This is a genomic window from Streptomyces sp. NPDC002156, from assembly GCF_053593675.1.
In genome coordinates this window covers 1-13,821 of the sequence record NZ_JBSFDA010000223.1, presented here as the reverse complement: position 1 = coordinate 13,821, position 13,821 = coordinate 1, and the positions used below count along the sequence as shown (strand labels likewise).

Below are 13,821 nucleotides of genomic sequence, written 5' to 3'. Positions count from 1 at the left end.
GGTAGTCAGCCCCTCCGGCGTTTGAGGAGCGGGGGTTCGGGGGCGGAGCCCCCGAGGATGGGACGGGTAGGGGCGGCGGGGGCGAGAATCCCCCCACCGCCACCCCAGGTGTCCGTGTTACTCGGTGTCGGCTCCGGCGCCGACGAGCGCGCGGACCTCGAACTCCTCGTACGCGGACGTCTCCTGGCGGGGAGCCAGAACCGTGCCCAGCCAGCCCAGGAAGAAGCCCGCCGGGATCGAGACGATGCCGGGGTTCTGCAGCGGGAACCAGGCGAAGTCCGACGACGGGTAGATGGAGGACGGGGTCGACGAGACCACCGGTGAGAACACCACCAGCAGTACCGAGCAGACCAGCCCGCCGCACAGACTGAGCAGCGCGCCTCGGGAGTTGAAGCGCCGCCAGAACAGGCTGTACAGGAGCGTGGGCAGCAGCGCGGACGCGGCGATGGCGAACGCGAGGAAGGCGAGCGTCGAGACGTTGGTCTCCCACGACAACAGCGCCAGCCCCATCCCCAGCACGCCGATGAGGACCGCGGCCAGCCGGGCCGCGCCCAGTTCCTCGGCCTGGGTGGCGCGCCCCTTGCGGATGACCTCGCCGTAGAGGTCGTGGGCGAGGGACGAGGCCGCGGCGAGGGTGAGACCGGCCGCGACCGCGAGCAGCGTGACGAAGGCGAGGCAGGACAGCAGCGCGGTGAGCACCCCGCCGCCGATGGACTGCGCGAGCAGCAGCACGGCCGCGTCGCCCTTCGGGTCGGTGTCGACGATGGAGTCGCGGCCCACCAGGGCGGTGGCGCCCAGGCCGAGAATGCCGGCCGCCAGACAGACGAAGCCGACCAGACCCGCGGCCCACACCACCGAAGAGCGCAGGACGTTGGTGGAGCGTGGGGCGAGCAGCCGCATCATCACGTGGGGGAGTGCGGCGAGTCCGAGCACGATGGCCAACTGGAGGCTGAGGAAGTCGAGTTTGCTGGTGGTGCTCCCGCCGTAGCGCAGCCCGGGTTCGAGGAACCGCTGGCCGATGCCGCTGTTCTCGGTGGCCGCCTCCAGCAGCGCGTTGACGTTCCAGTCGAAGCGATGCAGCACCATCACGGCGGTGACGGCGACGCCGGAGACGAGCATCACGGCCTTGACGATCTGGATGAACGTCGCGCCGGGCATACCGCCGAGCGAGGCGTACACGATGACGACGGTGCCGATGACGACGACGCACAGGGTGCGGGTGGTGGAGCTGGGGACGCCGGTGAACTGGGTCAACAGGGCGACACTGCCGACGAGTTGGGCCACCAGATAGAGGCAGCAGATGGCCAGGGTGCAGATCGAGAGCGCGAGCCGGACCGACCGTCCGCCCTGTGGCAGCCGTAGCGCCAGGGTGTCCCCGAGCGTGAACTTGCCTGAATTGCGCAGCGGTTCGGCGATCACCAGGAGCACCATCATCCAGGCGACCGTCGTGCCGCACAGATACAGCAGCCCGTCGTAGCCGGTGAGCGCGACCAGCCCGGTACTGCCCAGCAGGGTCGCCGCCGAGAGATAGTCCCCGCACATCGCCAGGCCGTTGCGCAGCGGCGACATCTCCCGGTTGCCGAGATAGAACTCGCCGACCTCGTCGCGCTGCGGGGCGATCAGCAGCGCGGCGAACAAGGTCACCACGACCACCGACAGGAACAGCACGAAGGTCAACTGTCGGCTGAACGGGTCGACAACACCGGCGGCGATGGTCGTCGTCACCACGTACGGAACTCCCTCTTGCTCTGCGGGCGGGGACCGGACTGCTCGGCCGGACGGTGCTGCCCGGGCCGACGCTGCTGCTCCAACTGGGAGCGCAGTCCCCGGGCGACCGGGTCGAAGCGGGTGCGCATCCGCCGTACATAGCGCCAGGCGGTCACCCCCATCACCACGAACTGCCCCAGGCCGAGGGCCAGCCCGAGCGTCAGGTGTCCGGCGAGTGGCTGATTCATGATTCCGGGTGCGAAGCTCGACAAAAGGACATAGAGCAGGAACCCGCCGACGGCGAGCGCTGTCGAAACGGCAGCGAAGCGGCGGTAGTCGTTCCGCAACGACCGGAATTCAGGATGGCCGTGGATCGCCTGCTCAGGTCTGGGGTCGGGGTACGTCGGGCTGTATACGGGCGGTTCGTCCGGCCGCGTGAAATAATTGGACATAAACGCACCTTCTTCGCTGCATTATGTCGCGCCGGATTCGCGCTCGCGTGCGGAAACAGTGGGGGAATCGTGAATCCGGACGTTTCGCGGAGCGAATTCCGATGCAGAGCCCGTCCGGGGAGTGACGGGTTAGGAAGCGGATTATGGCAGCGGCGCTCCGGAACAATCAACTCGCTGTGAATTACTCTTGAGTAATGACTCATTCGCGCTCTTCCTGATCACTTTGCCGCCCGGCGCAACCTGCGGAAATCCGCTGCGACGGATAAGGTCCGGACTATTCTCGACCCTTGGGCTGTCTTGAATCTGCCGTACGGGAGAGGTGTCGGGACCGCGGTGTGGAGACACCGTGAAGGGGAAGTCGAAGGGTGAGAAGGATGGAGCGGGACGAGCGCGGAACGGCGGAGGAATGATGGATTCCACCACGACGGTGATCCTGGTCGTCGCGGTCCTGGCGGCGGCCGTGCTGGCCGTGGCGGGCACCGTGCTGGTACGGCTGGTCCGCACCCGGCGGGAGCTGCGCCGCGCGGGCCTGCCGACGGGTCCGCGCTGGATCTTCTGGGGCGCGGTCGCCTATCTGGTGCTTCCGACCGACCTCGTGCCCGACCCCGTCTACCTGGACGACATCGGCGTACTCCTGCTGGCCCTGCGCTCCATGCGCGCACAGGCGCGCGAACTCGACGGCGGCCCGTCGCCGGAATCCGCTCCGACCGGTCGCTGCGCCAATTCGTGGTGTGTACGGGGATGGGCTCGGCTCGCGGTGTCCCGCGAGCCGAGCCCTGTTGTTGCTGGTCTTTCCTGGTTGTTCCCGGGGTGTCGCTTACGCCTCGCTGGCCCGGAGCATGTCCTCGCGCTCGACGATCTTGATGCGCTCACGGCCCTCGGGCTCGCCCAGGGCCTTTTCCGCGGCGTCCAGCTTGTACCAGCCCTCCCAGGTGGTGAAGCGGACGTTCCGCTCGCCGAGGAACGCGTCCACGGCCTCCGGGTCGGGTGAGACGGGCGTGCGGAGACGGCCGTTCGCGTGGTCGTCCAGCAGATTGGCGACGGTCTCGTTGGCGTCGCCCTTCGTGTGCCCGATCAGCCCCACGGGGCCGCGCCGGATCCAGCCGGTGACGTACGTCGACGCGAGGTGCTCGCCGGTCTCCTCGATGACCCGGCCGCCCTCGTCGGGGACGGTGCCCGACTCGACGTCCCAGGGCAGCTTGGGCAGCTTGTCGGAGAGGTAGCCCACCGCGCGGTAGACCGCGCCGAGGTCCCAGTCCTTGAACTCGCCGGTGCCCTTGACGTTGCCGGTGCCGTCGAGAGCGGTGCGCTCGGTGCGCAGGCCGACGACCTTGCCGTCCTCGCCGAGGATCTCGGTGGGCGACTCGAAGAAGTGCAGGAACAGCTTGTGCGGGCGCTCGCCGATGTCGCGGATCGCCCAGTTCTCCAGCGTCTTGGCGACCATGTCGGCCTGCTTGTTGCCGCGCCGGGTCGCGATCGAGCCGTCGTCGTAGTCGATGTCCTCGGGGTCGACGATGACCTCGATGTTGGGCGAGTGGTCCAGCTCGCGCAGCTCCATCGGGCTGAACTTGGCCTGCGCCGGGCCACGGCGGCCGAAGACGTGGACCTCGAGTGCCTTGTTGGCCTTCAGGCCCTCGTACACGTTCGCCGGGATCTCGGTCGGCAGCAGCTCGTCCGCCGTCTTCGCCAGCACACGGGCCACGTCGAGCGCGACGTTGCCGACCCCGAGGACCGCGACCTTCTCCGCGTCGAGCGGCCACGTACGCGGCACGTCCGGGTGGCCGTCGTACCAGGAGACGAAGTCCGCGGCGCCGTACGAGCCGTCCAGGTCGACGCCCGGTATGTCGAGCGCCCGGTCGGCCGTGGCGCCGGTCGAGAAGATCACCGCGTCGTAGAAGGCGCGCAGATCGTCGAGGTTGATGTCGCCCGGGTAGTCGACGTTGCCGAAGAGACGGATCTGCGGCTTGTCGAGCACCTGGTGCAGGGCGGTCACGATGCCCTTGATACGCGGGTGGTCGGGGGCGACGCCGTACCGGATCAGACCGAAGGGGGCGGGCATCCGCTCGAAGAGGTCGATGGACACGCCGGGCTCCACGGCCACTGCGGACTTGAGCAACGCGTCGGCGGCGTAGATCCCGGCCGGGCCGGCTCCGACAATGGCCACCCGCAGAGGGCGAGGCATGATCAGGTTCCCTTCGAACGACGAGTAAGAGATCTTCGAAGGAAGCCTAAACTAAGGCAAGCCTAAGCTGGTACGGGGGTCCGAGTTATGGGCTCATAAGGCGGACTTATGGGGCCTGGGAGGCTCCTGCTCACCCCGGCCCCCTTAGAGGTTCCTATGAATCTGCGGGGCACTTGAACGCCCGGGGATTCGGCTGCGTATGGCACTGGGGGCATTTCCATGTCGATCCGGCCATGCAGTGCAGGAGTACTCCGTGGGACGCAACACACGCAGACGCCCAACAGGCCCGCGCCGCGCCACCTTTGCGGCGGTCGCCCTGATGCTGGGCGGAGGCGGACTGGTCGCGGCGAACGTCTACGCCTCGGCCACCGAAGGCGGCACGGGCGGTGACTCGGCCCAGCAGACGCTGTATTCGGGAGCCGCCACGATCGACTGCCCCGATGTCGGCGACCAGTTGGCGGCCGTACCGGACGAGGCGCGGTCGGAGGTCGACAAGGAACTCGCCGCCCTGGACCAGCAGACAGCCGAGGCCTACCAGCGGCTGCAGAACTCGACGCAGGCCATGCAACAGGACAGCGGCTTCGCCGACTCCGCGATCATGAACCCGCTGAAGGAGAAGCGAACCGCGACCATCGAACGGATCGCGATCGCCATCGACCGGGTGGGAGACCGCCCCGAGGGACTTGAAGCCCTGGCGGCCTGCACGCTCCGGGACTCCGGCAATCAGGCCGGGGAGGAATGGCAGGGCGGGGAAGGCCAGGACGGTCAGGACGGCCAGGAACAGGGCGAGGGCCAGAGCGACGACCAGGGCGGCGAGGACGGCCAGCAGGGCGGCGACGGCAATGGCGGTCAGGCCGGAAACGGCCCGGTCGCCGACGACTTCGCGGACATCACCACCGTCCAGCCCGCCGCGCAGAGCCCGTCCCGGCAGGGCAACGCCTCCCGCGGCACCTTCTCCACCAGCTGCGGTGTGAACGCGAACGGGCTGTTCAACTCGGACAACGTCATCGTGGCCCCCGGTGTCTCCAACGGCGCACACCACTTCCACGACTACGTCGGCAACCAGTCCAACAACGCGTTCGCGAGCGACGAGGACCTGGCCGCCGCGCAGACCACCTGTGAGGACCAGGGCGACAAATCCTCCTACTTCTGGCCCGTCCTGCGCCTCCAGAACGGAACGCAGGAGCAGGACGCCGGCTCTCCCGGCGGCGGCATCGAAGGCAACGCCGGAGAGATCGTCACGCCCAAGCAGGTCACGATGACGTTCGTGGGCAGCCCCAGCGGCGAGGTCGTGGCCATGCCCCGGCTGCTGCGCATCATCACCGGCGATGCCAAGGCGTTCATCAACGGCACCACCAACGCGAACGCCTCCTGGAGCTGCACCGGCTTCGAGGACCGGCAGCTCAAGGACAAGTACCCGCTCTGCCCCCAGGGCAGCGACGTCGTGCGCACCTTCAAGTTCCAGAGCTGCTGGGACGGCACGAACATCGACAGCGCCAACCACCGCACCCATGTGGCGTTCGCCGACGCGGCCGGAAACTGCCCGACCGGCTTCAAGGCCATCCCGCAGCTGGTGCAGCGCATCGTGTACGACGTCGACGCGCCGAGCCTGCGGGACGGCGGCCGTACGACCCCGCTGTTCGCGGTCGACGCCTTCCCCGAGCAGCTGCACAAGCCGGTCACGGACCACGGTGACTTCATCAACGTGTTCGACGAGAACCTGATGCGGGAGATGGTCGACTGCATCAACGCCGGAGAGCTGTGCGAGGCCGGTGCCCCGAACGGTGAGGACCCGGAGAACAGCCCGTCACCGTCGCCCGACCCGCCGTCCGAGGAGACCGACGAGCCGGCCCCCGACCCCACGGACACCCCGGGCGAGGACGAGACGGCGGAGCCTTCGCCGTCCCCGTCCGTGAGCACACAGGACCCGGACCAGGCGAGCGCCACTCCCGCGCCCGCTCCCACGAAGGAGCCCGCGGAAGCGGAGCCCAAGGCCTACACGTCTCCGCCGGCCACCCAGCGGGCCGAGTCGGAGGTGTCGCCGACGGACGACGGTGGTGACGGCGAGATCGGCAGCGCGGCGACCGCCGACGAGGGCACCGGTGACGATGCCATCGCGCAGCCCGCGCCGCAGGCGGTCACCGGTGATCTCGCCGACACGGGAGCCCAGTTGTGGCCGGCCGCGGTCGGAGCGGTTCTCCTGATCGCCGGTTTCCTGATGCTGCGCCGTATCAGGAAGGCATCACGATGACGACCGTGGGTGCCTCCGCTCAGGGGCGGTAGGACTGCTGCTGGGGCGGCGTGTTCGTCGGGCCACCGACGGCGCTGCCCTGCAGCTGCTCCGCCTGCTCCTTGGTCACCTTCTGCTCGGCACCGCAGAAGGTGCACTGCGTCTGGTACTTCGTGGAGAAAGGGAACAGGGGCACGAAGAAGAGGGTGAACTTCGTGACGCGTTTCCTGAGGGTGTGTGCGGAGGGATTACCGCACTGCCCGCACACCAGCGTCAGTATCGCGAGCTGGTAGAGGTATCCCTTGGTGCCGAAGATGATCATTTTGCAGGGGTCCCGTCGTCGGTGCGTCTGTCGTCGGTCGACGGTATCCTCCGGCATCCGGGCCGCTCCAGTAGAGCGTGTCCCCTGTGTTCCGCCTATGCCTTGAGAAGTGCCGCGGTGAGTTCGTCGGGGCGGGTGAACTGGGCCTCGTGGGTGCCCGCGTACTCGATGACGGGGGTGTCGGGGCCCAGGCGCTGCGGGAAGCGGGGGGCCCAGCCGAACTCGCCCGGCGGCAGGGCCAGGTCCTCGGTGCCCACCACGTAGGACGCGGGGACGCCGAGCGCGGCCGGGTCGACGGGGGTGACCGTCTCGGTGAAGAAGCGCAGCGGCTGCGGCACCAGCAGGCTGTGCACCAGGCGCTGGGTGCTCTCGTCGCCGTCCTGCATGAAGGCCCCGCAGAACACCTCGTACGGGAAGACGATCGTGTCGTTGCCGGACGCGGCGGCGAGCTGGGTGAACATCTCGGCGTAGTGCGGCGGGACCTCGTCCAGGAGGGACGCGCCCTCCGCCGGGACGAAGGCGCTCCAGTAGACGAGCTTGCGGAGTCTGGAGGCGAGCCGGGGGGCCGCCGCGGTGAGCGGGTAGCCGCCCCAGCTGTGCCCGACGAGCGTGATGTCGCGCAGATCCTCCCGCTCGACGAGGTCGACCAGGAAGTCGGCTATGTCGGCCAGTCCGTGGCGCCCGGGGATGTCGCCGTCCCCGAGGCCGGGCAGGTCCGGGGCCAGGACGTGGTGCCCCTCGGCGCGCAGCCGCTCGGCCACCAGCCGCCAGGTCCAACCGCTGTGGCACGCACCGGATGCGAGGACGAATGTCTCTGGCATGGCGTCTCCCTCGACGCGGGGAGGCCGCCGTCCGAAGCGGCCTCTGGATAGCCGCAATATGAGTCAGGTATGAGACGATCGTCAAGTGGATGACATGAATGAATGTGGGGGAGCAGCTGCCGGGAGGCGGGCCCTCGCCGGTCTCGGGAGGTGCCTGTGAAGCCACGGTCTCTGGTCTTCGATCTGTTCGGCGACTATCTGCGCTACCGGGACGGCGTCGTCCGGCTGCGTGCCCTGGTGGCACTGATGGCCTGCTTCGACATCCCGGAGAGCACGGTACGGGTGGTGGCCGCCCGGATGCGCAAGGAGGGCTGGTTGGAGAGCCGCCGTGCGGGCCGGGAGACCGCCTACGCCCTCACCGACGCGTCCTGGCGGCTGCTCGACGAGGGTCGGACGCGGATCTTCGCCCGGGAGTCCGGACCGTGGGACGGCCACTGGCGCATGGTCATCTACACGGTTCCCGAGGCCGACCGTGCCCTGCGAGAGCAGCTGCGCAAGCGGCTGTCGTGGCTGGGCTTCGGCATGCTGTCGGCGTCGGTGTGGGTCAGCCCGCACGACCGGATCGCCCAGGTCAGGGAGAGCTTCGCCGATCACCCCTCGGTGCGGCTGGACGCGCTGCACGCCCGTTCGGAGGGCGCCGCGGCCGACCGGGACATGGCGGCCCGCTCCTGGGACCTGACCGCCCTGAACAAGGAGTACGCGGAGCTGGTCGACCGTTACCGACCGCGCCTCGCCCGCTACCGGGCCGGCGAACTGCGCGGCCGTGACGCCCTCGTCGAGCGCATGCGGCTCATCCACGACTACCGCCTGTTCCCCTTCCGGGACCCCGACCTGCCGCCCGAGCTGCTGCCGGAGGGCTGGGTCGGCCGGGTCGCCCACGAGGTGTTCCTGGAGGCCCACGGCCTGCTGCGCGCGGAGGCGGAGGGGTACGTCGACCTGCTGCTCGCCGAAGCGGGGGCCTGACGGTGCGGGCGGCGCGGTCGACCCGGTCGGCGGGGACCCTCAGGGAAATGCGTGTCAGAACATAGACGATCGTCGCGAGAATGACTTATGTTGACGTCAGGCTACCCCGAGGAAGTGAGGTCTGCCGTGACGATCACGGAGGAACGTGCCGCGCTGGAGAGGCTCTACGCCGACTTCGAGGCCGCGCACCTGACACCGCTGTGGACCCAGCGCGAGGGCCTGATGACCCAGGTCCCGCAGCCGGACGCAGTCCCCGCCCTGTGGCGCTGGTCGGTGCTCCACCCGCTCGCCGAGCGCAGCGGTGACCTCGTACCGGTGGGCCGGGGCGGTGAGCGCCGCGCCATCGCACTGGCCAACCCGGGTCTGCCCGGCACCGCGTACGCCACCCCCACGCTCTGGGCCGCGATCCAGTACCTGGGCCCGGGCGAGGAGGCCCCGGCCCACCGGCACAGCCAGACCGCGTTCCGCTTCGTCGTCGAGGGCGAAGGCGTGTGGACGAACGTCGAGGGCGACGCCGTGGCCATGCGCCGCGGCGATCTGCTGCTCACTCCCGGTATGCACTTCCACGAGCACCACAACACCACCGACAAGCCCATGGCCTGGATCGACGGTCTGGACATCCCGCTGGTGCGCCAGCTCGACGCCGGGTTCTTCGAGTTCGGCCCCGACAAGCTCGCCACCCGGGACACCCCGGCCGCCTCCCGCAACGAGCGGCTGTGGGGCTACCCCGGCCTCCGCCCGGTCGGGGCCCCCGCCACGCCGGCGTCGCCGCTGATGGCGTACCGCTGGGAACACACCGACGCGGCGCTCACCGCCCAGCTGGAACTGGAGGACGAGGGCTTCCCGGGAGTCGTCGAGCCCGGCCATGCCGTGGTCCGGTTCACCGACCCGGCCACCGCGCGCGACGCCCTGTCCACCATCCGCACCGAGATGCACCGGCTGCGCGCCGGGGCCCGTACCGCGACCACCCGTGTGTGCGGTTCCGCCGTCTGGCAGGTCTTCGACGGCACCGGCACGGTCTCCGTCGGCGACGAGCGGTACGAGGTCGGGACCGGCGACCTGTTCGCCGTACCGTCCTGGGCCCCGCTGACCCTCACCACCGAAAGCGGCCTGGACGCCTTCCGTTTCTCCGACGACCCCGTGTACGAGGCGCTCGGACTGGCCCGCACCCACCGAGAGGAACCGACCGCATGAGGCTCGCGACGATCCGCACCACCGACGGCACCCGCGCCGTCCGCGTGGACGACGACGCCGCTGTCGAACTCGGCCACGCCGACCTGGGCGCGCTGCTGCGCCGCCCCGAGTGGCGTGCCGAGGCCGCCGACGCGGACGGCCCGCGCCACGTCCTGGCCGGCCTGGACTACGCACCTCCCGTGCCGTCCCCCGAGAAGATCGTGTGCGTCGGGCTCAACTACCGCAACCACATCCTGGAGATGGGCCGGGAACTGCCCGAACACCCCACGCTCTTCTCGAAGTTCGCCCGTGCCCAGGTCGGCGCGTACGACCCGGTGGTACTGCCCGCCGGCTCGGACGCCGTGGACTGGGAGGCCGAACTCGGCGTCGTCATCGGCTCCGAGATCCGGCACGCGACCCCTGAGCAGGCCCGTGCGGCGATCGCCGGGTACACGGTGGTCAACGATGTCACCGCGCGCGACTTCCAGTACCGCACACCGCAGTGGCACCAGGGCAAGACCTTCGAGGCCAGCACCCCCGTCGGGCCGTGGCTGGTGACGGCCGAGCCCGACGACGCGCCCCTGACGGGCGAGCTGAGCTGCACGGTGGACGGCGAGCTGATGCAGAAGGCCGACACCGGCGACCTGGTCTTCGACGCGGTGGCCCTGATCGTCTACATATCGCGGATCATCACACTCGCCCCCGGCGACCTGATCGCCACCGGCACCCCCGGCGGCGTCGGCCACGCCCGCAAGCCCCCGACCTATCTGACCGAGGGCAGCGAACTGGTGACCCGGGTCGAGGGCGTCGGCGAGTGCCGCAACACCCTGGTGAGGGGCTGACCATGCGCATCGCTGTCGTCGGCGGCGGCCCCGGCGGACTGTTCTTCGCCGCCCTGGCCCGGCAGGCCGACCCGTCCATCGAGGTCACGGTCTTCGAACGCAACAACGCCGACGACGTGTTCGGCTTCGGTGTCGTCTTCTCCGACCGCACCCTCGCCGGCATCCACGAGGCCGACCCGGTGCTCCGGGAGGCGCTCGAAACCCACGGCCGGCACTGGGACGACATAGAGGTACGGCTCAAGGGCGAGCGGATCCGCTGCGGCGGCAACGGCATGGCCGCGATCCACCGCCGCACGCTGCTCACACTGCTCCAGGAACGGGCCCGCGACCTCGGCGCCGACCTGCGCTTCCGTACCGAGGTCGAACTGGCCGACCTGGATGGCTACGACCTCGTCGTCGCCGCCGACGGTACGTCCTCGCGGATCCGCGACACCCTTCAGGAGCGGTTCGAGCCCTCGGTCGAGACGGCGACGGCCAAGTTCATCTGGTTCGGCACCGACTACATGTTCGACGGGCTCACCTTCGTCCACGAGCGCGGCCCGCACGGCGTGTTCGCCGTGCACGGCTACCCCGTCAGCGCGGACGTGAGCACCTTCATCGTCGAGACCGACGAGTCGACCTGGCGGGCCGCGGGCCTCGACGCCTTCGACGTCACCCAGCCGCCCGGGCCGAGCGACCTGGCCACCAAGGCGTACCTGGAAGGCCTGTTCGCCGAGCAGATCGAAGGCCACAACCTCCTGGTCAACAACTCCCGTTGGGGCAACTTCCGCACCCGCCGCACCCGCCACTGGTACGTGACCGAGCCCCGCCCGGTGGTCCTGCTCGGCGACGCCGCTCACACCGCGCACTTCTCCGTGGGCTCCGGTACGAAGATGGCGATGGAGGACGCGGTCGCGCTCGCCGGCGCCCTCGCCAAGCACGGCACCGACCTCCCGACGGCCCTCGCCGCGTACGAGGCCGAGGCCCGGCCGTCGGTCGAGTCGATACAGGGCGCGGCCCGGCCCAGCCTCGGCTGGTGGGAGCACTTCGGCACCTACCACGACGCCTTCGAGCCCTGGCAGTTCGCGTACCACTTCCTGTCGCGGAGCATCAGCGACGCCCGTCTGGCGCGCAGGGCACCGGATTTCATCTCCGCCAGCCACGAACAGTGGGGGAGGCGGCACGGAGCCGAGCCACTCCGGACACCCCTGGACCTCGGCGCGTGGTCAACGCCCGGCCGGACGGTCACCGTCGGGCCCGACGCAAACGGGGTGACGGCTCGCTCCGCGAACGGCGCCCCGCTTCCGCTGCGCGCCTCCGCGCCGGAAGACGGGGACCCCTGGGGTGCCTGGGTCGAGGCCCCCGACGACGAGTCCGGCCTCGCCGCCGCGCGCGAGACGCTCGCCTCTCTCTCGAACAGTGCTCCGCTGCTGGTCGCCGTGCACGGCGGGACGCCGTACACCCGCACGCTCCTCACCGAACAGGCCCGGCTGCGTCACGGACTGCCCGCGCTGCTCGTCGACGACGGCCTGGACCACGACCGCGCGGTCACCGCCGTCCTGTCCGGACGGACCGATCTGGTCGGCGCCGCCGCCACCCTGGCCTCCTGGGAGGAACCCGAATGACCAGCACCACGGTCGTGAAGGAGACCGCCGAAGGGCTCGGCGCGCTGTTCGCGCCGCGCGGCATCGCCGTCGTCGGCGCCTCCCACGACCCGTCGAAACTGGGCGCGGCGCTGGCCCGTTCGGTCGCCGGATTCCCGGGGTACGTCGGTCTGGTCAACGCCCGCCGCCCGGATCCGTCCACCGGGCTGTACGGGGCGGTGGAGCAGGCCGCCGAGCACGGTCCGGTGGACCTGGCGCTGCTCTGCGTCCCGGCCGCCGGCTGCGCGGACGCCGTCGCCGAGGCCGCCAAGGCCGGTGCGAGGGCCGCCGTGATCTACGGGGGAGGCTTCGCCGAGGCGGGCCTCCAGGGCGAGCAATACCAGCGCGACCTGGCCGAAGTGGCCGCCCGGACCGGCGTACGGCTGCTCGGGCCCAACACCTCCGGCTTCCTCGCGCCCGGCAGAGGCCTCACCGCCAGCTTCGTGCCCGGCGCGGCCGACGTACCGTCCGGCCGGATCGCCGTCGTGGCGGCCAGCGGCGGCGTCAACCACGCGCTGGCGTTCCTGCTCGCCGAGGCCGGACACGGAGTGAGCCTGGCCGTCGGACTGGGCAACGCCGTCGACATCGCCGCCGAGGACGTCCTCGACCACCTGGCCGACGACCCGGAGACCACCGCGGTCGCCCTGCACATCGAGTCCGTCGCCGACGGACGCCGGCTGACCCGGGCGGTCGCCCGGCTGACCCGCACCCGCCCGGTCGTCGCACTGGTCGTCGGCCGCCACGACATCGGGGCGTTCGCCGCCTCCCACACCGGCGCCCTCGCCACCTCGTGGCGCACCACCCGCGCCGCGCTCGCCCAGGCGGGGGCCGTGCTGGTCGACGACGAACGCGAACTCGTCGACGCCGTCGGCGCGTTGTCGCTCGTACGGCTGTCCCCGGCTGCCGATCCCGGAGTGGGCGTCGTGACCGCGCAGGCCGGGCCCGGCCTGCTGCTCCTGGACGACCTGCGCGGCCGCCGCGCCGCCGTGCCCGAGCTGGCCGAGGACACCCGGGGCGCCCTGGCGGCCGTACTGCCCCCGCTGACCTATCAGCACAACCCGGTGGACACCGGCCGTCCCGGGCCCGGCTTCGCCGCCGTGCTCGGTACGGTGGCCGCCGACCCGGCGGTGGACCTGATCGCCGGGTACGCGCTGCACGAACCGGCCGCCTTCGACCTGCTCGGCGCGGTCGACGCCTACGCCGGCGCGACCCCCGGCATCCCCCTGCTGCTCGGGGTCGGCGGTGCGGGAGAGGACGTACGCCGAACCCGCCGGGCCCTGCTCGACCGGGGCGTACCGGTCGCCGGTGACCCGAAGGGGCTCGCCGCCATGACCGGCGCTCTGCTCGCCGAGGCGCGCGCCCGACGCCGTACGGCCGTGACCAGGGAGTCCCGCCCGACCGTGGACATCGGCGGCGGCCCGTGGGACGAGGACCAGGCCAAGACGCTGCTCGGCGCGCTCGGCGTGGCGACCATGCCCCGCAGGGCGTGCGCCGACCGCGCCGAGGC

General features: G+C 70.7%; 11 protein-coding genes and 1 pseudogene. 7 read left to right on the top strand and 5 right to left on the bottom strand.

Translation table 11 applies throughout. From position 1 onward, the window contains the following. Window positions 1–117: 117 nt before the first annotated feature. Window positions 118–1,728 (bottom strand): solute symporter family protein, encoded by a 1,611-nt coding sequence (locus ACWCRB_RS44975; RefSeq protein ID WP_451001597.1) that lies wholly within the window; start codon window positions 1,726–1,728, stop codon window positions 118–120. Beyond that, window positions 1,722–2,159, bottom strand: coding sequence for a DUF485 domain-containing protein (locus ACWCRB_RS44970; protein ID WP_451001596.1), 438 nt, complete (start codon window positions 2,157–2,159; stop codon window positions 1,722–1,724). Before ACWCRB_RS44970 ends, ACWCRB_RS44975 begins: the two co-directional genes overlap by 7 nt. Before the next feature lie 409 nt (window positions 2,160–2,568). On the opposite strand from ACWCRB_RS44970, the pseudogene ACWCRB_RS44965 reads away from it, so the two are divergent. Then, window positions 2,569–2,850: pseudogene (locus tag ACWCRB_RS44965) on the top strand (YkvA family protein); the annotation flags it as partial. A gap of 126 nt (window positions 2,851–2,976) precedes the next feature. Here the strand turns inward: ACWCRB_RS44965 and ACWCRB_RS44960 are convergent. Continuing rightward, window positions 2,977–4,341: an FAD-dependent oxidoreductase gene (locus tag ACWCRB_RS44960; RefSeq protein WP_451001595.1), complete on the bottom strand. Its 1,365-nt coding sequence runs from the start codon at window positions 4,339–4,341 to the stop codon at window positions 2,977–2,979. Window positions 4,342–4,660: 319 nt separating this feature from the next. Between ACWCRB_RS44960 and ACWCRB_RS44955 the strand changes: the two genes are divergently transcribed. After that, window positions 4,661–6,592, top strand: a complete 1,932-nt coding sequence (locus tag ACWCRB_RS44955; RefSeq protein WP_451001598.1) for a DUF1996 domain-containing protein — start codon at window positions 4,661–4,663, stop codon at window positions 6,590–6,592. Between the two features lie 19 nt (window positions 6,593–6,611). On the opposite strand, the gene ACWCRB_RS44950 is transcribed toward ACWCRB_RS44955, so the two are convergent. Beyond that, window positions 6,612–6,893 (bottom strand): zinc-ribbon domain-containing protein, encoded by a 282-nt coding sequence (locus ACWCRB_RS44950; protein WP_451001594.1) that lies wholly within the window; start codon window positions 6,891–6,893, stop codon window positions 6,612–6,614. Window positions 6,894–6,988: 95 nt separating this feature from the next. Further along, window positions 6,989–7,714, bottom strand: coding sequence for an alpha/beta fold hydrolase (locus tag ACWCRB_RS44945; protein WP_451001593.1), 726 nt, complete (start codon window positions 7,712–7,714; stop codon window positions 6,989–6,991). 156 nt (window positions 7,715–7,870) lie between these two features. On the opposite strand from ACWCRB_RS44945, the gene ACWCRB_RS44940 reads away from it, so the two are divergent. From ACWCRB_RS44940 to ACWCRB_RS44920, 5 genes are all read left to right on the top strand, one after another. Next, a complete protein-coding gene (locus ACWCRB_RS44940) occupies window positions 7,871–8,677 on the top strand; it encodes a PaaX family transcriptional regulator (RefSeq protein ID WP_451001592.1) in 807 nt (268 codons plus the stop codon). Window positions 8,678–8,764: 87 nt separating this feature from the next. Further along, window positions 8,765–9,871 (top strand): cupin domain-containing protein, encoded by a 1,107-nt coding sequence (locus ACWCRB_RS44935; RefSeq protein WP_451001591.1) that lies wholly within the window; start codon window positions 8,765–8,767, stop codon window positions 9,869–9,871. After that, the gene (locus ACWCRB_RS44930; RefSeq protein WP_451001590.1) at window positions 9,868–10,692 is read left to right on the top strand and encodes a fumarylacetoacetate hydrolase family protein; all 825 of its coding nucleotides are present in this window, start codon (window positions 9,868–9,870) and stop codon (window positions 10,690–10,692) included. The genes ACWCRB_RS44935 and ACWCRB_RS44930 overlap by 4 nt, the downstream gene beginning before the upstream one ends. Before the next feature lie 2 nt (window positions 10,693–10,694). Beyond that, window positions 10,695–12,296, top strand: a complete 1,602-nt coding sequence (locus ACWCRB_RS44925) for an FAD-dependent monooxygenase (RefSeq protein ID WP_451001589.1) — start codon at window positions 10,695–10,697, stop codon at window positions 12,294–12,296. Then, window positions 12,293–13,821, top strand: a 1,529-nt coding sequence (locus ACWCRB_RS44920; RefSeq protein WP_451001588.1) for a CoA-binding protein, incomplete at its 3' end; no start/stop codon positions are given. The genes ACWCRB_RS44925 and ACWCRB_RS44920, both read left to right, overlap by 4 nt.